Genomic DNA, 21,964 nt, shown 5'->3' on the forward strand with positions numbered 1-21,964 from the left:
GTGAGTGATGCCGTCCATGACCAATAGTGCTATCGATCGATGCCTCTAGAGTTATGAATATGGACCTGCTGCAGTTGCGCTACTTCCGGGCCGTCGCTCGCACCGAGCACCTCGGCCGCGCCGCGACGCAACTGCGGGTGGCGCAGCCCTCGCTGAGCCGGACCATCGCCCGGCTGGAGGCCGACCTGGGCGTGCCACTGTTCGACCGGCAGGGCCGCGGGATCCGGCTCAACCGCTTCGGTGCGGCCTTCCTGGCGCGGGTCGACCGGGCCCTCGGCGAACTCGACGACGCCCGTACCGAATTGGCCGATCTGGCGGGCAGCGGCTGCGGCTCCGTGGTGGTCGCCGCCGAGAATCTGGCGGTGCTGCGTACCGTGCTCGGCAGTTATCTCGCCGCGTATCCCGATGTGGCCGTGCGGTTGTCGCAGTGCTCACCCGAGGAGACGGCGACCCGGTTGCAGGCCGGCACGGTGGATCTCGCGGTGCTGTCCCAGCGTCTCGACCGGCCCGGTATCGCGGGCCGGGATCTGATCACCGAGGAGGTGCTGCTCGCCGTGCCGCCCGGGCACCGGCTGGCGCGGCGGCGCCGAGTCCCGGTGTCGGAGTTGCTCTCCGAGCCGTTCGTCACCACCGGGCCCGACTACTGGCCACGGACACTGCTGGACCGGCTGTTCGCGCCGACCGGCCGGCAACCCGTGATCGCTTGTGAGGGAGACGAACCGGCCTCGCTGCGCGGCCTGGTCGCTCTCGGATTGGGGGTCGGGCTGCTGCCCGCGATGGCGCGGCCGTCGCCTGGGGCACGGGTGTCCTGGCTGCACGTCGACGCGCCGGACTGTAGCCGCACGTTGTCGCTGTACTGGCGGGAGGGCGCCTATCTTCCGTTGTCGGCCCAGCGTTTCCGGGATATGGCGGCCGAGCGCTTCGCCGCGATCGAGGACGGCCGCGCGCCCGGCGGGTTGTGAGGGCGCCGGCGGATCGTCCGCGCGCCTTCGGGTCGCGTGGCGCCTTCGAGTAGCGAGTCCGGGGCCGCAACAGCGGCGCTCGTCCCGGACGGACCGGCGAACCGGATATTTCCGGTGCCGTGGCGATCACGGTCGCGTTGGGCGGGTTTGGCAATCGCAGGGCAATCCGACCGTGTGGCTGTGTGCCGAGGGGCCGGAAGATACTCTCTGCGAGTGAATCGTGGGGAGTTCGGTTGGTTGGAGGTGCTGCTCGGGCGCCGGATCGTCGGCGTGGCGTCGACAGAATCCGGGTTTCGCAGTCGCACCGATCTGCTGGCGCTCGCGGACGGTCGCCGGGCCATGGTGCGCCGGCACTACCGGCGAGCGGATGTCCGGCGACACGAATGGCTCGCCACCACGCTGCGGGCGCGGGCCGCGGCGGAGGGCATCGAGATGCCACGCGTCACCCGGTCGAGCCCGGAATCGGATCCGACCTGGAGCGTCTTCGACGCACTGCCCGGAATGCCGGTCGACGACGAACTGGACAGCCCGCGATTCCCGGTGCTCGCGTGGGAAATGGGCGCGATGCTGTCCGATTTCGCCGAATTGCCCTGCGAAGACCTGAATCTCGACGAGACCTGGACGCGGCCACGATTCCTCGCCGCTCGTGCCGACGCCTGGGCGGAATGCCTGCTGCCGACGCTGAGTCCCGCACAGTACAGCGAATTACAGACCGTGCTGGCCGGATTACCGGACCTGTTCGAGGACCGGCCGGCCGTACTGGCACACGGTGACTTCGTACCGGGCAACATCCTGGCCGACGGTGAAAAAGTCGGCGGGGTACTGGATTTCGATGAGGTTCGGCGAGCCGACCCGCTGTACGACGTCGCCTGGTGGGCGTGGTCGGTGAGTTTCGCGCAGGCCGAATCGTTCGCCGCCGCCTGGCCCGCCTTTCTCGACGGTGCGGGTATCGATCCGTCGGAACCCGGTCTGCTGCCGCGCATTCGGGCACTACAGGTCGTGCGGATGGTGGAGATGCTCGCGGAACACGATCTCGGTCCGGATCCCTGGCGCATCGTGCACAGCCGGTTGCTGCGGACCCTGAGCTGGGTCGCGGCCTGACGGATCCCCTACGGTAGTGCTCCGCAACCTCATTCGCCGTCGGCGTCGCGGCGGGAGAGCGCGTCCTCCACGCGGCGGCGGGCGCCGGCGAGGTGTTCCTCGCAGCGGTTGGCCAGTGCCTCACCGCGTTCCCACAGGGACAGGGCGTCGTCGAGGTCCATGCCGCCCTGTTCCAGCATCTTCACCACGTTGACCAGCTCGTCGCGGGCGCGTTCGTAGCCGAAGCCGGCGATTTCGGTGAGATCACTGGCGGTCATCGGACGGCTCCTTCGATCGGTCGGTGGGGGCGAGCAGTTGCCCGCCGAGGGTGGCGGCGGTCACCGCGCCGTCGACGACCCGGATGCGCAGCTGGCTGCCGGGCGGAGCGTCGGCGACAGCGTGGATGACGTGCCGTTCCTGGCCCGAAACCCGTTGTACCACAGCGTATCCGCGGGCCAGAGTGGCGGCGGGTCCGACGGCGGTGAGCTTCTCGCGCAGATGGCGGGTGGTCGTCGACTCGGCGGCCAGGGCGTGGTCGATCGCCCGGCGGGCCGCCGCGCGCAGCCGTTCGGCCTCGTCGTAGCGCTGGTCCAGCATCCGCAGCGGATCGGCGAGCACCGGCCGGGACCGCATCTGCTGCAGGGCGCGCGCCTCGCGCGCCACCCAGCCGCGCAGCGCCGCCGCCGAGCGGTTCCGCAGCTCCCGCACCGACGCCAGTTCGGCCGCCGCGTCCGGCACGATGCGTTTCGCGGCGTCGGTGGGGGTGGCCGCGCGCAGATCCGCCACGTAGTCCGACAGCGGGTTGTCCGGTTCGTGCCCGATGGCGCTGACGATCGGAGTTGTCGCGGAAACGATGGCGCGGCACAGGGTCTCGTCGGAGAACGGCAGCAGATCCTCGACACTGCCGCCGCCGCGGGCCAGCACGATCACGTCCACCTCCGGGTCGCGATCCAGCTCGGTCAGCGCGTCCAGGATCTGCGGCACCGCGGTCGGACCCTGGACGGCGGTGTTGCGGACCTCGAATCGCACTGCGGGCCAACGCTGCCGGGCCACCGACAGCACGTCCCGTTCCGCGGCGCTCGCGCGACCGGTGATCAGCCCGATCGTCCCCGGCAGGAACGGGATCGGCCGCTTGAGCCGAGGGTCGAACAAGCCCTCGGCGGCCAGCAGCGCCTTCAACCGCTCGATGCGCGCCAGCAGTTCGCCGATCCCGACGGGCCGAATCTCGGTGACCCGCAACGAGATCGTGCCCCGGCCGGTGAAGTAGGTGAATTTCCCGTACACCACGACCCGGGTGCCCTCCTGCAACGGCACCGCCGACCGCCGCAGCAGATCCGCCTCGCAGGTCACCGACAGCGACATGTCCGCGGCGGGATCGCGCAGCACCAGGAACGCGGTCCGGGCGCCCGGCCGCAGCGAGATCTGGGTGATCTGCCCCTCGACCCAGACACTGCCGAGCCGGTCGATCCACTGCGAGACCTTGATCGCGAGGGAGCGCACCGGCCACGGATTGTCCGCCGAATTGGCCGGCCGGCCGGCGTCGGCGGGCCGCTGCCCCGCGCCGCTCGCCGCGGCATCCGTATCGGTCACTGCGCCGTCACGGTGGCGATCCGGTTGGTCAGCATGGTCACGAACGGCGCGCGGTCCAGCGTGCGCTGCTCGTACGCCAGCAGTTCCGTCAACTCCTCGACGCCCAGCGTGCGCAACCGGGCCCGCAACTGGGCCAGGGTCATGGTGTCGTAGTCGTAGCGGGCGACGACCTCGGGCGCGGTCTCGGCGCGCGGCTCGGCCGGGGCGCTGCCGTTGGCGCCGTGGGGTTCCGGATCGGCGGGGGCGCCGGGAGTGTCGTCGGCCACGTCACCGTTCGTGTCGGCGGCGGCGTCATCGATCCAGGACGCCGGCTCGGGATCCGCCGAATACAGGTCGAAACGGCTGCGCCGGACCGGTTCGGCGGTGGTGACGGCTCCGTCGTCCGCCGCGTCCTCGTCGAAGGTGGCCCATTCCGGCTGCTCGGCGCCGTTGCCGGCGAACTGCTCGAATACGGCGTCGCCCTTCAGGGCGAGGGTGGTCACGAACTGCTGCGCGCGCATCGTCGTCTGCAGCACCCGGCTGACGGCGGTGATCGGCAAACTCAGTGCCACGCTTGGTAATCGACGGGTTTCCTCGAGGGCGTAGACAGCGGCCCCCGCAGCGACCCGGGCGATGAACGGCGGTCGGAACATGCCCTAAGGCTAACCGCGCCGCTGCCGGCTGACGACACCGCCGACGGCCGCGGCACTGTACCTTGCCACGCCCGACCACGGGGAATGCGTTCGTGACCGGGCCGAGTGGGTTCCCTGGGGCGCACGTAAGCTGTGGGCATGTCCTCGGCAATCCCCTTGAACGTCGGAATCACCCGGTCGGCGGGTTCGGCCACGGTCGGCTCGGCGAAGCGGGTCCTGCTCGCCGAGCCGCGCGGCTACTGCGCGGGCGTGGACCGCGCGGTCGAGACGGTGGAGCGCGCGCTCGACAAGCACGGCGCGCCGATCTACGTGCGCAAGGAGATCGTGCACAACCGCCACGTCGTGGAGACGCTGCGTGACCGCGGCGTCGTCTTCGTGGACGACACCGGCGAGGTGCCGGAGGGCGCGGTCGTGGTGTTCTCCGCGCACGGCGTCTCGCCCGCGGTGCACGAGGCGGCGGCGGTCCGCAATCTGCACACCATCGACGCCACCTGCCCGCTGGTCACCAAGGTGCACCAGGAGGCCAAGCGATTCGCCCGCGACGACTTCGACATCCTGCTCATCGGCCACGAGGGCCACGAGGAGGTCGAGGGCACCGCGGGCGAGGCGCCCGACCACGTCCAGTTGGTCGACGGTCCCGACTCGGTGGTGAATGTCACCGTCCGCGACGAGAACAAGGTGATCTGGCTGTCGCAGACCACACTCTCGGTGGACGAGACCATGGAGACCGTGCAGCGATTGCGGGAGCGCTTCCCGAAGTTGCAGGATCCGCCCAGCGACGACATCTGCTATGCCACCCAGAACCGGCAGATCGCGGTGAAGGCGATGGCCCCCGAATGCGATCTGGTGATCGTGGTCGGCTCGCGCAACTCCTCCAACTCCAAGCGGCTGGTCGAGGTCGCGCTCGGCGCCGGCGCCCGGGCTTCCTATCTGGTCGACTTCGCCCGTGAGGTCGAGCCGGCCTGGTTCGAGGGCGTGCGCACGGTCGGTGTCACCTCGGGCGCCTCGGTGCCCGAGATCCTGGTCCGCGGGGTGCTGGATCTGCTCGCCGAGCACGGTTACGCCGATGTGCAGCCGGTCACCACCGCCAACGAGACGCTGGTTTTCTCCCTTCCCCGGGAACTGCGCGCCGCGCGCGGCTGACCGTCGTCAGCGGTCGACGACCCGACCGGCGTCGCGTTCGCGGTAGCGGACGTTCGGGCGCGGGTGCGGCGGGACGTCGCCGCTGTGCTGGCCACGACCGCGGCGTTGCGGCTGCTCACCGGCGGCCCGGTCCGGCGTATTGCGGTCGGCCGCGGTCCGATCGGTGGTCCGCGGGTAACCCGCTCCCGGATTGACTCGTGTTGTCCGCTCGGCGCCCCGTTCGGCACTGCCGCGCCGCGATTTGGCCGGGGCCTCCGCGCCGCCCGATCCGGTCGCGGAACGCGCCGCCCGGCGGCGTCCGGAGCCACCGGTGGCACCCTTCGCGGCGGTGCGACCACGTTCGGTGCGACCGGCGCTCGCACCCGCCCGGGGCTTGGCCGTGGTGCTCTTGCGGGCGCGCCCGGCGCTCGCGCGCGGCGTTTCGCGCCGATCCAGCAACACCCGCACGCCGCCGACCGCCAGGGTCAGCACGGTGGCCAGGGCCATCAGCGGGAAGCGATTCACCAGCGGAATCGCCAGGTTGAGAATGATGTCCTTCTTGGAGGTCGAACCGTGGCCCACCAGTTGCTGGTAGGCGAGCGGGACCGCCACGAACAGCAGCAGCGGCGGCGTCACCATGGCGGTGAACAGGCCGCGGTAGCGCACCAGCAGCGCGGTCAGCAGGCAGCCCGCGATATAGCAGCCGGCGAAGATCGTGCTCAGTTCCTTGCGGTGGCCGCCGGCATCGATGAAGAAGCCCACGAGTGTGCAGAACACCGCCACCAGAACCGCCGCGCCGGCCGGCAGGCCGGGCACCGCGGGAATGATCGAGCGGTGTGATGCGGGCACCTCGGATCGCTCGCGTTGGATAGCTGCCACGTAAAGCACACTATCGCTAGCGGACCGAGCATGCGTCGAGGCCGGGCGGATCCGCTGGTCGATCCCCGGTTTCGGCGACCGCCACCGCGCGCGGCCACGACTCGATGTGCCGGATCACCGAGACCTCCCGATCGCCGATGTCGAGGTCGTGCAACCGGCGGGCGGTGACCATGACGCGCGACTCCACGGTGGCCACCGTCTGATTGAACGCCTCCACGGCCTTTCCCAGCTGCGCGCCGAGCCGATCCAGATGGCTGCCGGTCGTGTTCAGCCGCGCGTACAGTTCCCGGCCCAATTGCTGAATGGTAGCCACATCGCGGGACAGGGCCTCCTGCCGCCAGCCGTAGGCGACCGTGCGCAACAGCGCGATGAGCGTGGTCGGAGTAGCGAGGATCACATTCCGGCCGAAGGCGTACTCCAGCAGCCCCGCGTCGGCGGTCAGCGCGGCGTCGAGGAACGGGTCGCCCGGGACGAACAGCACCACGAATTCGGGGGATTGTTCGAAGGCCGCCCAATAGGTCTTGTCGGCCAGCTGATCGACATGGCCGCGAAGATGTTTGGCGTGCCGGGCGAGGTGATCGGCGCGGGCCCGCGGATCTTCACCACCCATGGCGTCGAGATAGGCGGTCAGCGGAACCTTGGCATCGACCACGATCTGCCGCCCGCCGGCGAGCCGCACGACCAGATCGGGCCGCACACCGGCGTCGCGGCCCGCGCGGGTCACCTGGGTGTCGAAATCACAGTGCCGCGACATGCCCGCGAGCTCGACCACCCGCTCCAACTGGATCTCGCCCCAGCGGCCGCGGACCTGCGGCGCCCGCAACGCCGACACCAGCTGCCCGGTCTGCGCCGACAGCTGCTGCGAGACCTGCCGCATGCTCGCGACCTGTTCGCGCAGCCCCGAATACGCGTCGATCCGGTTGTGCTCCAGCCGCCGCAACTGCTGGTCCAGCGCTCCCAGGGCCTCTCGCAACGGATCCACCAGCCCGCCGATCGCGAGCGCGTTGCGCCGCGCGGCGTCCTCCCCGGCCACACTCAACGACTGCCGCAGCACCAGTTCGTTGTCCCGCAACGCCGACAGCCGGGCCTCCGCGACCGCCGCCCGCTGACCCGCCCGCGCGGCATGCCCCAGCCACCCGAGGCCCAGCCCGGCAGTGAACACCAACAGCAGCGCGAACAGCATCGGTGCGGTCATGGGTGCAGATAGTGCCCCATCCCTCCGACAAGTTCCGGCAACCCTCCGGCGTCGGCCACGCGATTCGCCGAAACCGGTGGCGCGGAGCGCGCATCGTAATCGGGGTCGCAATTGGGACAGCGCGGAGTGCCGGTTTCGAAATTGTCGGTGGCATCGCCTACGGTTTCGCGGCATGCGGATGCTGCACACGTCGGACTGGCATATCGGCCGTACCTTCCACGGCGTGGATCTGCTTGTGGACCAGGCACGTTCGCTGGAACACATCGCCGCGATCGTGGCCGAGCAGCACGTCGATGTGGTGCTGGTACCCGGTGACGTGTACGACCGTTCGATTCCCGGCGCGGAGGCCATCGCCGTGTGCAATCGCGGTTTCGAGGCGATCCGGGCCGCGGGCGCGGTGATCGTCGCCACGTCGGGCAATCACGATTCGCCGACCCGCCTCGGCGCGCTGGGCAGTTTCGCCGCCGCGGGCGGGCTGCACCTGCGCACCACGGTGGCGGATGTCGACCGGCCCGTGCTGCTGTCCGACGAGTTCGGCGAGATCGCCTGCTACGGCCTCCCGTATCTGGAGCCGGAGATCACCCGGGTGGAACTGCGGGTGCCGCAGGCCCGCTCGCACGCGGACATCCTGGCCGCCGCGATGACGCGGATCCGCGCCGACCTCGGCCGCCGCGGCAATCCGCGCTCGGTGGTCCTCGCGCACGCGTTCGTGGTGGGTGGCGAGGCGACCGGCTCGGAGCGCTCCATCTCCGTCGGCGGCGTGGAGACGGTGCCGCTCGGCGCGTTCGACGGTATCGACTATGTCGCTCTGGGACACCTGCATTCACCGCAGGTGCTGTCGGAATCGGTGCGGTACAGCGGTTCCCCGCTGCCGTACTCGTTCGGCGAGCGTTCGCACCGCAAGGCGGTGTGGGTGCTGGAGCTCGACGGTACGGGCCTGAAAGAGGTGACGCGGCACGAGATCCCGCCGGTCCGCGGACTGACCCAGCTGACCGGCGAGCTGGACAGCCTGCTCACCGACCCCGCCCACGCCGAGGCCGAGGATCACTACGTATCCGCGCAGCTCACCGACCACGCGCGCCCGGTCGACGGACTGCGCCGGCTGCGTGACCGCTTCCCGCACGCCGTACACGTGGAATGGACACGGCCGGAAGGCAATCCGGAACTGCGCTACCGCGAGCGCGTGGACGGCCGCCGCGACGCCGAGATCGCGCACAGCTTCCTCAGCGACGTCCGCGGCACACCCACGTCCGGTGAGATGCGATGGCTGGAACGCGCACTGGCCACCGCCACCGCCGAGCGTCCCGCCGAGGCGGTGGCCGCCACCTCGCTGGTCGAAGGGCTGACGGCATGAGCGGGCTGGGCTCGAGTGCGCCGGGCGGGCGCGCGTGAGACTGCATCGGCTGGAGATGACGGCCTTCGGCCCGTTCGCCGAGACCTCGGTCGTCGACTTCGACGAACTCGGCGCCGACGGGCTGTTCCTGCTGCACGGGCAGACCGGCGCGGGCAAGACGACGGTGCTGGATGCCATCGCGTTCGCGTTGTACGGCCGAGTGCCCGGAGCCCGCGGCGAGAGCAAGCGGCTGCACTCCGATCACGCCGACGTGCACACACCCCCCAAAGTGTCGCTGGAGGCGACGCTCGGCGGGCGCCGGTTGCGCCTGATCCGCACGCCGGAGTTCCGGCGCCCCAAGAAGCGCGGAACCGGCTGGACCGACGAGAACGCCACCGCCACACTGGAATGGCTCGACGGCCGCGGACCGCACCTGTCCCGGATCCCGGACATCGGCGACGAGGTGAACCGTCTGCTCGGCATGAGCGCCGACCAGTTCTTCCAGGTGGTATTGCTGCCACAGGGCGACTTCGCGCGATTCCTGCGCTCGGACAACGAGGATCGCGAACGGCTGCTGGAAAAGCTGTTCGACACCGAACGTTTCGGCACCGCCGAACAGTGGCTGGCGAACCGGCGCCGCGAGAGCGCTGCGGAGGTGGAGACCCACCGTCAGCACATCGACCGGCTCGTCGCCCAGGTCGGCGTCGCCGCCGGGCTGAGCGCGACCGAGACCGTGGGCCCGCTGGAGTCGGTCGACTGGTCGCAGCAGCTTCTGGACACGGCCCGCACCACTGTCACCGCCGCCGCGACGGAACTCGAACGCTGCCGGTCCGAGTCGCGCCGGGCCCAGGCCGCTGCCGAGGAGCAGCGCCGGCTGCACGACCTGCACCGCCGCCTCACCGCCGCGCGCACCCAGCTCGAGGCGTATCGGGCCGCCGCACCGCACCGCAGCGCGCTGCGCGACGAACTGGATCGAGCGCGGCGCGCCGAGCCCGTCGCCGCATCCCTCGGTGACGCTCGCGCCGCCGCGCTGACCCATCGCCGGCACCACGACGAGACCCGCCGCCGTGCCGAAACCCTCGCCACCCGCCTGCTCGAACCGGCGAGCGCCGAACTCTCCGGAACACCTTGGGCTGCCGCCGATCTGGTCGAGCACGAGCTCGCGGACACCGACCTGGCCGCGGGTCTCGCCGCTCTCGTCGCCGAGGAATCGGCAAACGCGGACCTCCTCGCCGAGCGGAAAATTGCCGCTTCGTCCGGGGGCGGCACGAGGTCCGCTGTGCGCGCGACCCCGATGGTCGCTCGGGAAGACGTCGACGGTACGAAATCCGATGATCGCAGCGGTGTTTCGGGCGAGCGGGATTCATCGGGAGATCCTGAATCGTCGGCCGGGACCGGATCTACCGGGATTCGCGCGACCGATTCGAGCGTGCGCGAGCATGCGATTCCGATCGAGGACTCGTCCGTCGAGCCCTTGAGGGACGGACGGGGCGGTGATTTCGGAAGCGACTCGAAATCACCTGTAGACCAAAACATTCCGCTGGGTGTGGCAGAAGATGCGACAGACGGACGGCACTCGGGAACACGATCGCCGGATGCGCCTTCGGGAGTGGTCGAACTCGAACTCTTCTCGGTCGCGATCGATGACTCCGTCGGTAATACGACTGCGGCGCAGCAAGTTTCGCTGGATCCGGAGCCGGACGAACAGCAGGTGCCCGGCCGGAAGAAGGCGACGCGCGGACGGAGGAACAGCCGTCGTACCGCCGACGACCGGCCCCGCCGGGTCGATGATGCCCCGCTCGTCTGGGAACTCGGCGCGGACGAACCCGGTCTGTTCGCGGTGGACTCCGTCTCGATCGAATCGGCGTCGGCTGATACCGGCGGGCAGGACGAGGCCGATGACGCCGCGTCACTGTTCGATGAAACATGGGATACAGCAATCGATTCGGTAGCATCCGGGACCGGCGGACCGGCGGCTGCCGCCCGGGACGAGCCCGTCGAGCCAGGGGTCGGGAGCGGTTCCGGTGCCATCGAGACTGGTTCCGGTGCCATCGAGACTTCGGTCGAGGCGGCTCGGGCGCCGAGTGATGCTGCGGCCGGCAGCGCGGGCGTTCAGGGCATCGAGAACGGTCCGGTCGAAGCCGGTGGCGGCGACGCAGGCGGTGAGCGCGCCGGGTCGGGACAGCGGCCCGGAGACGTCGTCGCGGCCGAGCGCGTCGAGCAGGGCGGTGGACAGGCCGCCGGTGGGTACCGCGCTGCCATCGAGTCCTCGGTCGAGGTCTTACCGGTAGAGAGCGATGCCGCGTCCGACAGCCCGGCCGTCCGGATGCCGGACCTGTCCGGGGCATCCGCACCGGGCCAGTCGGCCGACGGCTCGAGCGAATCGACTCCGGTTGCGGCCGAATACGATTCGGTGCCGGCCGGGGAGCGGGTTTCCGGATTGGTGGTGGCCGTCGCCCGCTGGTCCGCGCAGATCGGGGCACTGGACGAGGTACGGGCGGATGCCGAGTCGGCCGAGCGGTTGGCCGCGGAACTGGCCGAGCTGCGGGCAGAGCAGGACAAGATCGCGGCGCGGGTGCAGCGGTGCGGGCAGCGGCACGCGCAACTGCCGGAGGAGATCCGGACCGCCGAGACGCGATTGCGGGAATCCTCGGACGCGCTGGCGGCGCTGCCCGGATTGTCCGCGGAGAGCGAACGGTTGCGCACGGCGGCACGCGCCGCGATCGAATTGGCCGAGCGCCGAGCCGAGTCGGAGCCGGCGCGGATCGAGTACGAGGCCGCGCGGGTGGCACATGTGGACGCCCGGGAGCGCACACTCGATGTGCGGGAGCGCCGCCTCGCGGGGATGGCCGCGGAGTTGGCCGGGGCACTGCACGACGGAACACCGTGCGCCGTCTGCGGTTCGGTGGAACATCCGGCCCCGGCGAGCACGACATCGAACGCGGCCACCAAGGCGGACGAGGAGCGGGCCGTGGCGGCCGAGCGGGCCGCCGAGAACACCCGTGATCGAGCGCTGGCACGTATGACCGATCTGGAACGGCAGATCGAGGTGCTGGTGGAGCGGGGCGGCGACGTCGACCGTGCCGAACTGGCCGTCGCGCTGACCGACATCACGCAACGTCACGACGCCGCGCGTACCGCGGCCGCGCGCACCGATGATCTGACTGTCGCACGGGCACGTCTGCGCAGCGAGGAGACGCGGCTGCAGGACGAGCTGCGCGAACTGGAAGGCCGGGCGACGGCGGTCGCCGCCGGCATCGTGGCGGCGGATCGGCGTTCGGCCGAACTCACCGAACGGCTGCGGGTGGCCGCCGGCGCCGACGGCACCGTCGAACGGCGCCGGGCCCGGCTGGAGGCCCTGGTCCGGGAGGCCTCGGAACTGCGTGAGGCCCGGGCCGAGTCGGCAGCCGCGCGGGAACAACTACTGACGGCGGCCCGCCGCGTGGAGCAGCTCGGCCGGGCCGCGGAGCTGGTCACCGGACCGGACTCCGTCGTGGCGCCCGGCGCGAACGAGCCCGACTACACCGTCCTGAGCGGCTACGCGGGCGTGGTCGACGCGGCCACCCGGACCCCGCAGCGGCAAGCGGCGATCGACGAGGAACTGGCCGCCGCCGACCGCACCCGCGCCTACGCGGAAGCGGTGCTGGCGGAGCCGGACATCGAGGCCGCCGCCACGGCCACGCCTGGCGACCCCGACGCCGCCGAGGCGCTGGTCGCACGATCGCTGGCCGAGCTGGACGCCGCCGTCGCGGGCCACGCGGAGGCCGCCCGGCGGGTGACCCTGCTGGAGGATCTCGGCGGTCAGCTGTGGGCCGCGGTAGACCGGATCGCCCCGATGCAACGCGCCCACGAGGAACTGGCCGGCCTCGCGGAGGTGGTCGCCGGCCGCGGCGAGAACAATCGCCGAATGTCGTTGCGCTCCTACGTACTCGCCGCGCGACTGGAAGAGGTGGCGATCGCCGGATCGGTCCGACTGCGCCGGATGTCCGGTGGCCGTTACGAATTCGTGCACACCGACGCCGCCGGTACGCACGGCCGGCGCGGCGGCCTCGGCCTGGACATCCGCGACGACTACACCGGAGCGATCCGCCCCGCGAAAACCCTGTCCGGCGGCGAGACCTTCATGGCCTCCCTGGCGCTGGCCCTCGGCCTCGCCGACGTGGTGGCCGCCGAATCCGGCGGCCTGGTACTCGACACCCTGTTCATCGACGAGGGCTTCGGCAGTCTCGACGCCGACACCCTGGACGCGGTCATGGGCGTCCTGGACGAATTGCGTTCCGGCGGAAGGGTCGTCGGTATCGTCAGCCACGTCGACGAGATGCGCCAGCGCATCCCCAGCCGCCTCCACGTGGTACGCACACCGACCGGTTCCCATCTGCACGCCACGGTGGCCTGAACCGGCCCGACAGCGAACCGAGCTCGATGGAGCCATGGGCGGTGGGAAGCGATGAACTCCACTGTGCGCCATCGTCGTCCGCGTGCGCGCGGGCACTTCGATGCTTCCGCCGGCACCCGGCGTTCGGTGCCGGCGTCCCGCTCATCCGGACCCTTCCACCCACATCGGTGCCGTCCGCCGCGCACGTGCATCATGACGCCGTTGCCTGGTGATCATGCCGCGAACGTGCTGTACGCAGATGCAGGGAGTTGCTCGCGCCGGGAGGCGTGCTCGTGGGCGTCGGGAGCGGGCGTGCGGAACCGGTTGCCGGCCACGACCTCCGATCAGGCGCTGGGCGGCGTGGATATCGGCGCAGGGCCGTGACGAGCAGTTCGTCGGGTTCGGCACGGTCGAGCTGTTCCGGCGGTTGTTCGGGCAGGCCGTCGGTGGTCGTTCGCGACCGACGTTCACCGGCGCCCGGTTTCCTCCCGTCAGCGGCGAGCCGCCAGTGGCATGCCCCGGTTCATCATCGGGGGGCTGCCGAGGCGGGCGGGGGCGGTGCGTTCGGCGAGGGCACGCTTCCACATGTGCATGGACAGGTACGACCGCCAGGGGGCCCAGCGGCCGGTGTCGGAGAGGTCGATGCCGAAGAGGGCGGCGCCGCGGCGGACCACCAGGTCGGTGTGCAGCAGGATGTCGGGGTCGGCGAGCAGGCGCATCGTCACGTAGTCGGCGGTCCACGGTCCGACGCCGTCCAGGGCGAGCAGGTCGCGGCGGACGTCGGCCGCCGTGCGGCCGGAGTGCAGCACCAGATCGCCGGAGGCGAGGGCGCGGGCGACGTTGAGGATCGAGGCGGTGCGCCGCACCGGGCCGGTCAGCACGTCGGCGCCGCGGTCGGCGATGGTCTCGGCGGAGGGGAACAGGTACGGCATCGGGCCGGGGATGGGGTCGCCGAGGGTCTCGACCAGGCGCGAGGTGTGGGTGGTCGCGGCCGACACCGAGATCTGTTGTCCGATCATGGTGCGCAGCAACAACTCCGGGCCGTCGAAGCATCCGGGTACCCGGATGCCGGGACTGAACGGCATACGTCCGCGGCGGTTGCCGGCGTCGAGGGCGTCATCGATGCCGACCGGATCGGCGTCCAGGTCGAGCAGATGCCGCAGCCGTGCCACCGTCGGCGCCAGATCGCGCATGTCGTGCAGGGTCAGGCCCGCGCGGACATGACCGGGCAGGACCTGCAGCCGGACCGTCGCATAGCCGTGCGGGGTGCGCAGGGCCCGTGTGTAGACGCCGTCCTCCCACTGCTCGAGGCCGGGTACCGCGTGCGCGGACAGGAACCATTCGAGCCACGACCGGTCCAGAGGTTCCCGATAGGGCAGCCGCAGCGTCAGCAGGCCGTTGACGCTCGGGCCGTTGCCGTTGGGGATGGCGTCGCCGCGTAGTCGCCGCGACTCCTCCCGCAGGGTGGTGGGGCTGACCGCGAAAACCTCGCGCACGGTGTCGTTGAACTGCCGGATGCTGGCGAAGCCGGCCGCGAAGGCGATATCGGACATCGGCATTCGGGTGGTCTGGATCAGCAGCCGGGCGGTATGGGCGCGGTGCGCGCGGGCCAGGGCCAGCGGGCCGGCGCCGAGTTCCGCGGACAGCACCCGGGTGAGCTGTCGTTGCGAGTAGCCGAGGGCGTCGGCGAGCGCGGGCACGCCGCCGCGCTCGATCACGCCGTCGGCGATGAGCCGCATCGCGCGGGCCGCGAGGTCGGCGCGGGTGTTCCACAGCGGGGAGCCGGGGGCGGCGTCGGGGAGGCAGCGGCGGCACGCGCGGAACCCACTCTGCTGGGCGGCGGCCGCCGTGGGTAGGAACGTGACGTTCGAGCGTTTCGGAGTGATAGCAGGACAGGATGGCCGACAGTAGATCCCGGTTGTCCGTACCGCTGTGACGAACTGCCCGTCGAAGCGGGCGTCACGGGTCGCTACAGCACGGTAACAGCGCTCGAAGTCCAGACCGTTCGCACTCACGCAGTCCACCATGTCAGTCTCGGCCGCCGAGCGCTAGCGGTATTCGGTCATCTGTCCCTGGTCCTATCGTTTAAATATAATTCGGTTTAGCTATCAAACCAGTAGCTACTGGTGTGCTGGTCGTCTTGCCGAATATCGGCGAAATCAGCAGCAGCGGTTGGTCGGATTGCGATCTGCCGCGTCATGCCGCTCACGCCAGTACTCGCGTTCGGTGGGGACCGGGCATTCCGGGTGGTTGCGCCGGAGATGCTCGACGTATCTGGCGTAATCCTGCCCGCCCAGAACCGCGTTGAGGTACCCCGCGAGCGCGCGGCCCGCGCGCACGACGGTCCGGAGTGGACCGCCGAGCGTGTCGGACCGCGCGGGTCGCATGTTCATCGAACTCATTCCGCGGCCACGGCGTGCGCCGCGCCCGGAATCCGGACCTTGCCGGCCCGCGCCAGCTCGTCCCACTCCTGTTGCACTTCCCGCTCGGCCTTGGTGGCGGCGAAACCGGTGGGGCCGAAGATCTTCGACGGAACCTCCGCTGTCTCGGTGGTGGCGCCGCCGCCGTTGCGGAGGGCCCGGACGCAGACGATCACGCCCACCACCGCGATCAGCAGGACCAGTACCGCGAAGACGATCGACAGCGTGCCCTGGATGTAGGTGTTGCGAATGATCTTGCCGAAATCGGAGATCTGCTTGTCGAGGGCCTGGAAACTGGTGACGCCCTTGGGTAGTTGATGCGCGTCGCGGGCGGCGGTGAACGCGTCACGCTTGGCGATGGTGTCGGAGTGAAGCTTCCAGTAACCCAGCTTCGGGTCGTGCGAGAAGATCTTCTGCCAGGAGGCGGTCATCGTGACGATCAGATCCCACAGCAGCGGCAGCGCCGGGATCCACGCCCATTTCACCAGGCCCTTCTTCACCACGATCACCAGTACGACGGTCAGCGCGACCGCGGCCAGCAGCTGGTTGGAGATGCCGAACAGCGGATACAGCGTGTAGATGCCGCCCAGCGGATCGGTGACGCCCATCAGCAGCACCGAACCCCAGCCCGCGACCACGATCGCCGCGCACAGCCAGGCGCCCGGCCGCCACGACGGATCCTTGAAGCGCCGCAGCGGGCCACCGAGGTTGCCCAGCGTGTCCGACAGCATGAACCGGGCCACCCGGGTGCCGGCGTCGATGGTGGTGAGGATGAACAGCGCCTCGAACATGATCGCGAAGTGGTACCAGAACGACTTGAGCCCGGACCCGCCGATCAACCGCTGCATGACCTCCGACATGCCGACCGCCAGGGTGGGCGCGCCGCCGGTACGCGAGTAGATGGCCGTCTCGCCGACGTCCTTGGCGGCCTGGTTCAGCTCGGCCGCGCTGATCGGATTGCCGCCGAGGCCCAGCGTGTTGACCTTGTCGGCGGCCGCCTGCGCGGTGGTGAGGCCGCCGGTGTTGATCGCGAAGTAGAGGTGCTGGTCCAGGATCGAGGCGGCGATGATCGCCATCACCGCGACGAAGGACTCCATCAGCATGCCGCCGTAGCCGATCATGCGGGCCTGCGACTGCTTCTGCAGCAGCTTCGGCGTGGTACCCGAGGACACCAGCGAGTGGAATCCGGACAGCGCGCCGCAGGCGATCGTGATGAACAGGAACGGGAACAGGCTGCCCGCGAACGCGGGACCGCTGGAGTTGCCGGCGAACTGCGAGATCGCGGGTGCGTGCAGGACCGGTGCGGTGATGACGACGCTGACCGCGAGCAGCACGATCGTGCCGATCTTCATGAACGTCGACAGATAGTCGCGCGGTGCGAGCAGCAGCCAGACCGGGAGCACCGAGGCGACGAAGCCGTAGATGATCAGCATCCACGAGATGGTGGTGCCGGACATGGTGAAAAGATCACGGCCCCAACCGGAATCGCCGACCCAGCGGCCCGAGATGATGATCAGCAGCAACAGCGCGAAGCCGGCGATCGAGATCTCCCCGACCTTGCCGGGCCGCACGAAGCGCAGGTAGATGCCCATCAGGATGGCCAGCGGGATGGTCATCGCGATCGAGAACACGCCCCACGGGCTGCCGCCGTGCAGCTTCCCGTCCGGGCCGGCGGTGGCCGCCAGTGCCTGCACCACGACGATGCCGAGCACCGCCAGCAGGATCACCATGATGACCAGCACCGCGATGAGGGCGGCGACGCCGCCGACCACGCCGAGCTCGTCGCGGGCCATCTGGCCGAGGCTGCGGCCGCGGCGCTTCACCGAGGCCCACAGCACCATGTAGTCCTGGACCGCGCCGGCCAGGACCACGCCGACGACGATCCAGATCGTGCCCGGCAGGTACCCCATCTGGGCGGCGAGCACGGGACCGACCAGCGGCCCGGCGCCGGCGATGGCCGCGAAATGGTGGCCGAACAGGACCCGCCGGTCCATCGGCATGTAGTCCTTGCCGTTCTCCAGCTCCTCGGCCGGAGTCGCGGTCCGGTCGTCCGGTTTGGTGATCTTCCATTCGATCAGCCGGGCGTAGAACTGGTACGCGACGATGTAGGTGCAGACCGCGGCCAGCACGATCCAGACGGCGTTGACATTCTCGCCGCGGGCGATCGCGAGCACAGCCCAGGCGACGGCGCCGAGGATCGCGACGGCGAGGAAGATACCCTTCTTCGCCGGGGACAGCGGGGAACGGTCCGCGACTCCCACAGGGGGTAGGTCGGGGTCCGTCCGGAGGTATTCGATGGTCGCCATGGCGAGCAACTCTCCTGGTGGTCGTGCGTGGTCTTGCGGAAATCGGTCACACCGTAACCGAGCGCGAAAACCGATTGGTCCGACTTAAGCAAGTCTGAACATTGCCCTCGGGCAGGGGCCGCCTACCCGAGCGAGCTGGCCGGAACCCGCTGGCGTCGGCGGTCGGCTGCTCTGAAAACGCAGGTCACGATGTGTGGTGGATATCCGGTTGTCAGTGCCCGGCACGAATGATGCCATCGGGGTCCGACAGGTTCGGCGACGCTGCCGCCGTTCGCTCCCGGGCGGCGGCGCCCACCCGGATTCGGACCATCGCGCCGACCCGGACGAGTCGGACCGGACCGCGTGTCGGGAGTGCGCCGCAGGCCACGGTCCGTAAGCTCCGGACCTGATTTCCGGCTGTGTGCGGTGCGGCCCGCTGCTCTGTGGTTCCCGCGTTCGAGCTCGCCCTGTCCCGTACATCAGGTCCCCGGCGGAAGGAGGTGTGTTGGCGTCGCGATTGCACCGCCGCACCCTGCTCCGGTCGGCCCTCGCCGCACCCGCGGCCGCCGCGTTCGGGACCGCCTGCGGCGGCGGGACCGACGACGCGGTCACCTTCTTCTTTCAGGCCAGGCCGGCGGAGGCGCGGGCTCGCCTGCGGATCGTCGAAGCGTTCGCCGCCCGGCATCCCGGAATCCGTATCCGCACCATCATGTCCGGCCCGGATCCGATGCAGCAGATGCTGACCTACTGTGCGGGCGGCCGCTGCCCGGATGTCCTGATGGCCTGGGAGTTGCTGTACGCGGGGCTGGCCGAACGGGGCGTGCTGCTGGATCTGCGGATCATGCTGGACCGCGAACCGGAATACGCGAAACATATTCGCGCGGAGTCCTATTCGACGCTCTACGACACCTTCGGCTACCGCGGCGGGCAGTACGCGCTACCGGAGCAGTGGTCGGGAGTGTTCCTCTACTACAACCGGAAGCTGTTCGCCGAGGCGGGAATTCGGCCACCCGGCAGCTGGGGCGCGGCGTGGACCTACGACGAATTCCTCGCCGCCGCACGGGCGACCACGCGTCGCGACAACGACGGCCGGGTCCGGCACTGGGGTTTCGCGGACGGCTGGGTGCCCTACTACTCCGCCGCCTGCTTCGGAATGAACAACGGCGCAACCTGGTTCGACCCCGCGGTGCGGCATGTGAATCTGGGCGATCCCCGGTTCGCGGCGGGCATGCAGTTCTACGCCGATCTCGCGGTGCGGCACGGGGTGGCGCCGAGCGTCGCCGACCGGCAGGCGATGGCGGCGCCGGATCTGTTCGCGCGCGGCCGGGCGGCCATGTTGCTCGGCGGGCACTGGCTGTATTCGGAATTCGCCCGGCGCGACGATCTCGACTTCGACGTCACTGTGCTGCCGGTCGGCCCGCACGGCGGCCCCGCCGCGGCCACCGATGTCGGCTGTACCGGCCTGGCCATCGCCGCCGACAGTCCGCACCGGGAGACCGCTTGGGAATTCGTGAAATTCGCGACCGGGCCGGAGGGCCAGGCGCTCATCGCCGAATCCGGACTGTTCGTGCCGGTTCTCCGGTCCGCCATGGGCTCTGCCGGTTTCGCGGCCGCGCACCGCCGGATCGGCAATCTGGCGGTGTTCACCGAAGGGCCGGAGCATTCCCGGCCGCTGGCGGTCACCCCGGTATGGGGGAAGGTGGACGCGTTGCTGGCCCGGCACTGCAATCGGGTCCTGCGCGGTGCGGCGAGCGCGGATTCGCTCGGGGCCGTGGCGCCGGACATCGACATGCTGCTGGGAGCGCGCCCGTGAACGGCCCGAGGGTACGAATCGATCGACATCCACAGTCGTGCAAGGGAATTCGCACGAACTCGGCCGCCGGCCGGGGTATGCACGTGCGTGATCGGCGCCGCCGATGTCGGTCCGGCCGGGAGTCGCTGGAGCCCGGTCGAATTCGTGGGTACTCGGGCGCCCGGACCGGCAGCGCGCCGATGGCCGCGAGGTCGGCGTGGACGATTGAGAGATACTGCGGCGCAGTCGGATTCATACGTGCTCAGGTCGCCGGCAGAAAGGGGTGCGTGTGACCGGACCGGTCCGAAGCGGAACCGCTGGAGACAGCGTCCCGGGGGACACATTCGTGCGTGACCGGGCTGCGGGGACCGGTTGTCCCGTGGTCGGTACGCACGAGCGCAGCGAGCGCTTCCGGGCCGAGATGAGCGGGGCCGGGCGAGATCCAGGGGCCGGGCGAGATCCAGCGGAGCCGCGGCCGCCGGGCGACCGGACCGGCCGCCGCCGGCCCGCCGCGCTGCGCCGCCATCGCGCGCGAGCCGGAATGTTGTTCGTCGCACCCAATCTCGCCTCGGTGCTGTTGTTCCTGGTGTTCCCGCTCGGCTTCTCGCTGTATCTCAGTTTCCATTCCTGGGATCTGTTCCGCCCCATGCACTTCGCGGGTTTCGACAACTATCGCCAACTGCTGCGCGACCCGTTGTTCTATGTGGCGCTGCGCAACACCGGCGAGTTCACGGCCCTCACGCTGCTGCCGACGGTGGTGATCAGCCTCCTGACCGCCGCCGCGCTGAATCGCCGGCTGCCGGGCATCGGCCTGTTCCGGACCCTGGCCTTCCTGCCGCTGGTCGCGTCCACCGTCGCGATGGCGGTGGTGTGGCGATTCCTGTTCGCCACCGACTCGGGCGCGGTGAATCTGCTGCTACGCTTGGTCGGGCTGGAACCCGTTGCGTGGCTGAGTGATCCGGGCGCGGCCATGGCCGCGCTGAGCATCGTCACCGTGTGGCGGAGCGTGCCGTTCGCCACCGTGGTCCTGCTCGCCGCCATGCAGGGCATCCCGGAGAATCTGTACGAGGCCGCGCGGATCGACGGCGCGGGCCGGTGGCGGCGATTCCGCTCGATCACCGTGCCGCTGATCCGCGGCGCGCTGTCGTTCGTCCTGGTGATCACGGTGATCAATTCGGTCCAGGCCTTCGACCAGGCCTACGCCCTCACCGACGGCAACGGCGGCCCGGAGACGGGTACCTATGTGCTCGGCATCATGTTGTTCCAGAACGCTTTCGGCTTCTACGAGATCGGTTACGCGGCCGCACTGGCGTGGGTGATGTTCGCACTGCTGCTGGCGCTCACCCTCGTCCAGTTGTGGCTGGCGCGCCGGGACGAGGACATCGAATGACGTCGGGCCGGGCGCGCCGGGAACCGATCCGGCGCCTGTGGCACGGCGCCCTCGCGTACGCGGCACTGGTCGTGATCGGCTGGTGCGCCGTCGCGCCCATCCTGTGGGCGCTGGCGGCCTCACTGAAAACCGAAGGCGCGGTGAGCGATCCGAACCCGATCCCCGCCCATCCGCAATGGTCCAACTACGGCCGGGTCTTCGCCGTGGTGCCGCTGGGCCGCATGCTGCTGAACACCGCCGGCTACGCGGCGTGCGTCACCGCCGGCCAGGTCCTGTTCTGTTCCCTGGCCGGATACGCGTTCGCCCGCTTGCGATTTCCCGGCCGCGAGGCCCTGTTCGTGGCTTATCTGGCCACCCTGATGGTCCCGCTGACGGTCACGGTGATCCCGCAGTTCGTGCTGATGCGCCGTCTCGGCTGGGTGGACACGCCGTGGGCGATGATCGTGCCCGGCCTGTTCGGTTCCGCCTTCGGCACCTACCTGATGCGCCAGTTCTTCCGCACGCTCCCAGCCGAATTGGAGGAAGCCGCCATCCTGGACGGCTGCACGACCTGGCAGATATATTGGCGAGTTCTGCTCCCGCACGCACGCCCGGCGATCACGGTGCTGGCGGTACTCACCTGGATCACGGTCTGGAACGATTTCCTGTGGCCGCTGGTGATGATCCAGCGTACCGAGATCGCCACCGCAACCCTCGGTTTGGTGCAACTACAGGGCCAATATCACACCGACTGGTCACTGCTGATGGCCGCGGCTCTGCTCGCTCTCACCCCGTTGCTGCTGGTCTACGCGGTGGCGCAGAAGACCTTCGTCCGCGGCATCGCGCAGTCCGGACTGGGTGGTCGCTGACGAGGAAAGCTATGTCCGGGCAACCACCGTGATTGTCTTGTCAATCCGCACTCGGTCTGCA

General features: G+C 70.1%; 16 protein-coding genes. 8 read left to right on the forward strand and 8 right to left on the reverse strand.

The annotated features are described in order from the left end of the window. The first annotated feature begins 59 nt into the window (after window positions 1–59). Entirely contained in the window at window positions 60–962 is a 903-nt protein-coding gene (locus tag NRB56_RS20460; RefSeq protein ID WP_153344630.1) for a LysR family transcriptional regulator, read from the forward strand. A gap of 213 nt (window positions 963–1,175) precedes the next feature. Continuing rightward, window positions 1,176–2,063 (forward strand): phosphotransferase enzyme family protein, encoded by an 888-nt coding sequence (locus NRB56_RS20465; protein ID WP_153344632.1) that lies wholly within the window; start codon window positions 1,176–1,178, stop codon window positions 2,061–2,063. A 29-nt stretch (window positions 2,064–2,092) separates the two neighbouring features. Here the strand turns inward: NRB56_RS20465 and NRB56_RS20470 are convergent, their stop codons facing one another. The 3 genes from NRB56_RS20470 to NRB56_RS20480 form a co-directional block, all read right to left on the reverse strand. Beyond that, window positions 2,093–2,320: an exodeoxyribonuclease VII small subunit gene (locus NRB56_RS20470; protein WP_153344634.1), complete on the reverse strand. Its 228-nt coding sequence runs from the start codon at window positions 2,318–2,320 to the stop codon at window positions 2,093–2,095. Continuing rightward, window positions 2,307–3,542 (reverse strand): exodeoxyribonuclease VII large subunit, encoded by a 1,236-nt coding sequence (gene xseA / locus NRB56_RS20475; protein ID WP_319943348.1) that lies wholly within the window; start codon window positions 3,540–3,542, stop codon window positions 2,307–2,309. The genes NRB56_RS20470 and xseA overlap by 14 nt, the downstream gene beginning before the upstream one ends. 86 nt (window positions 3,543–3,628) lie before the next feature. Further along, window positions 3,629–4,264: a lipid droplet-associated protein gene (locus NRB56_RS20480; RefSeq protein ID WP_153344636.1), complete on the reverse strand. Its 636-nt coding sequence runs from the start codon at window positions 4,262–4,264 to the stop codon at window positions 3,629–3,631. A 138-nt stretch (window positions 4,265–4,402) separates the two neighbouring features. Here NRB56_RS20480 and NRB56_RS20485 point away from each other — a divergent pair, with 138 nt between their 5' ends. Continuing rightward, window positions 4,403–5,407 carry a 4-hydroxy-3-methylbut-2-enyl diphosphate reductase gene (locus tag NRB56_RS20485; protein ID WP_153344638.1) on the forward strand — a complete coding sequence of 335 codons (1,005 nt, stop codon included), beginning with the start codon at window positions 4,403–4,405 and terminating at the stop codon, window positions 5,405–5,407. A gap of 6 nt (window positions 5,408–5,413) precedes the next feature. Here NRB56_RS20485 and NRB56_RS20490 read toward each other — a convergent pair whose 3' ends face one another. Together NRB56_RS20490 and NRB56_RS20495 are read right to left on the reverse strand one after the other, a co-directional pair. Further along, window positions 5,414–6,265: a DUF6542 domain-containing protein gene (locus NRB56_RS20490; protein WP_194290920.1), complete on the reverse strand. Its 852-nt coding sequence runs from the start codon at window positions 6,263–6,265 to the stop codon at window positions 5,414–5,416. Between the two features lie 16 nt (window positions 6,266–6,281). Beyond that, a complete protein-coding gene (locus NRB56_RS20495) occupies window positions 6,282–7,460 on the reverse strand; it encodes a DNA recombination protein RmuC (protein WP_153344639.1) in 1,179 nt (392 codons plus the stop codon). A 172-nt stretch (window positions 7,461–7,632) separates the two neighbouring features. On the opposite strand from NRB56_RS20495, the gene NRB56_RS20500 reads away from it, so the two are divergent. Then, entirely contained in the window at window positions 7,633–8,814 is a 1,182-nt protein-coding gene (locus NRB56_RS20500; protein ID WP_153344641.1) for a metallophosphoesterase family protein, read from the forward strand. Between the two features lie 34 nt (window positions 8,815–8,848). Next, complete coding sequence (locus NRB56_RS39785; protein WP_319943267.1) at window positions 8,849–13,189, forward strand: AAA family ATPase; 4,341 nt, start codon at window positions 8,849–8,851, stop codon at window positions 13,187–13,189. Between the two features lie 470 nt (window positions 13,190–13,659). Here the strand turns inward: NRB56_RS39785 and NRB56_RS20515 are convergent, their stop codons facing one another. The 3 genes from NRB56_RS20515 to NRB56_RS20525 form a co-directional block, all read right to left on the reverse strand. After that, the gene (locus NRB56_RS20515) at window positions 13,660–15,195 is read right to left on the reverse strand and encodes an AlkA N-terminal domain-containing protein (protein ID WP_153344643.1); all 1,536 of its coding nucleotides are present in this window, start codon (window positions 15,193–15,195) and stop codon (window positions 13,660–13,662) included. 132 nt (window positions 15,196–15,327) lie between these two features. Continuing rightward, entirely contained in the window at window positions 15,328–15,555 is a 228-nt protein-coding gene (locus NRB56_RS20520) for a YbdD/YjiX family protein (RefSeq protein WP_153345151.1), read from the reverse strand. Window positions 15,556–15,566: 11 nt separating this feature from the next. After that, window positions 15,567–17,894 carry a carbon starvation CstA family protein gene (locus NRB56_RS20525; RefSeq protein WP_153344645.1) on the reverse strand — a complete coding sequence of 776 codons (2,328 nt, stop codon included), beginning with the start codon at window positions 17,892–17,894 and terminating at the stop codon, window positions 15,567–15,569. Between the two features lie 481 nt (window positions 17,895–18,375). Here NRB56_RS20525 and NRB56_RS20530 point away from each other — a divergent pair, with 481 nt between their 5' ends. From NRB56_RS20530 to NRB56_RS20540, 3 genes are all read left to right on the forward strand, one after another. Beyond that, a complete protein-coding gene (locus tag NRB56_RS20530) occupies window positions 18,376–19,686 on the forward strand; it encodes an ABC transporter substrate-binding protein (protein WP_319943268.1) in 1,311 nt (436 codons plus the stop codon). Window positions 19,687–20,206: 520 nt separating this feature from the next. Continuing rightward, the gene (locus tag NRB56_RS20535; RefSeq protein WP_227838121.1) at window positions 20,207–21,055 is read left to right on the forward strand and encodes a carbohydrate ABC transporter permease; all 849 of its coding nucleotides are present in this window, start codon (window positions 20,207–20,209) and stop codon (window positions 21,053–21,055) included. Further along, window positions 21,052–21,903 (forward strand): carbohydrate ABC transporter permease, encoded by an 852-nt coding sequence (locus tag NRB56_RS20540; RefSeq protein ID WP_153344647.1) that lies wholly within the window; start codon window positions 21,052–21,054, stop codon window positions 21,901–21,903. The genes NRB56_RS20535 and NRB56_RS20540 overlap by 4 nt, the downstream gene beginning before the upstream one ends. Window positions 21,904–21,964: the final 61 nt, after the last annotated feature.

The organism is Nocardia aurantia (genome assembly GCF_009604425.1).
Lineage (GTDB): Bacteria > Actinomycetota > Actinomycetes > Mycobacteriales > Mycobacteriaceae > Nocardia > Nocardia aurantia.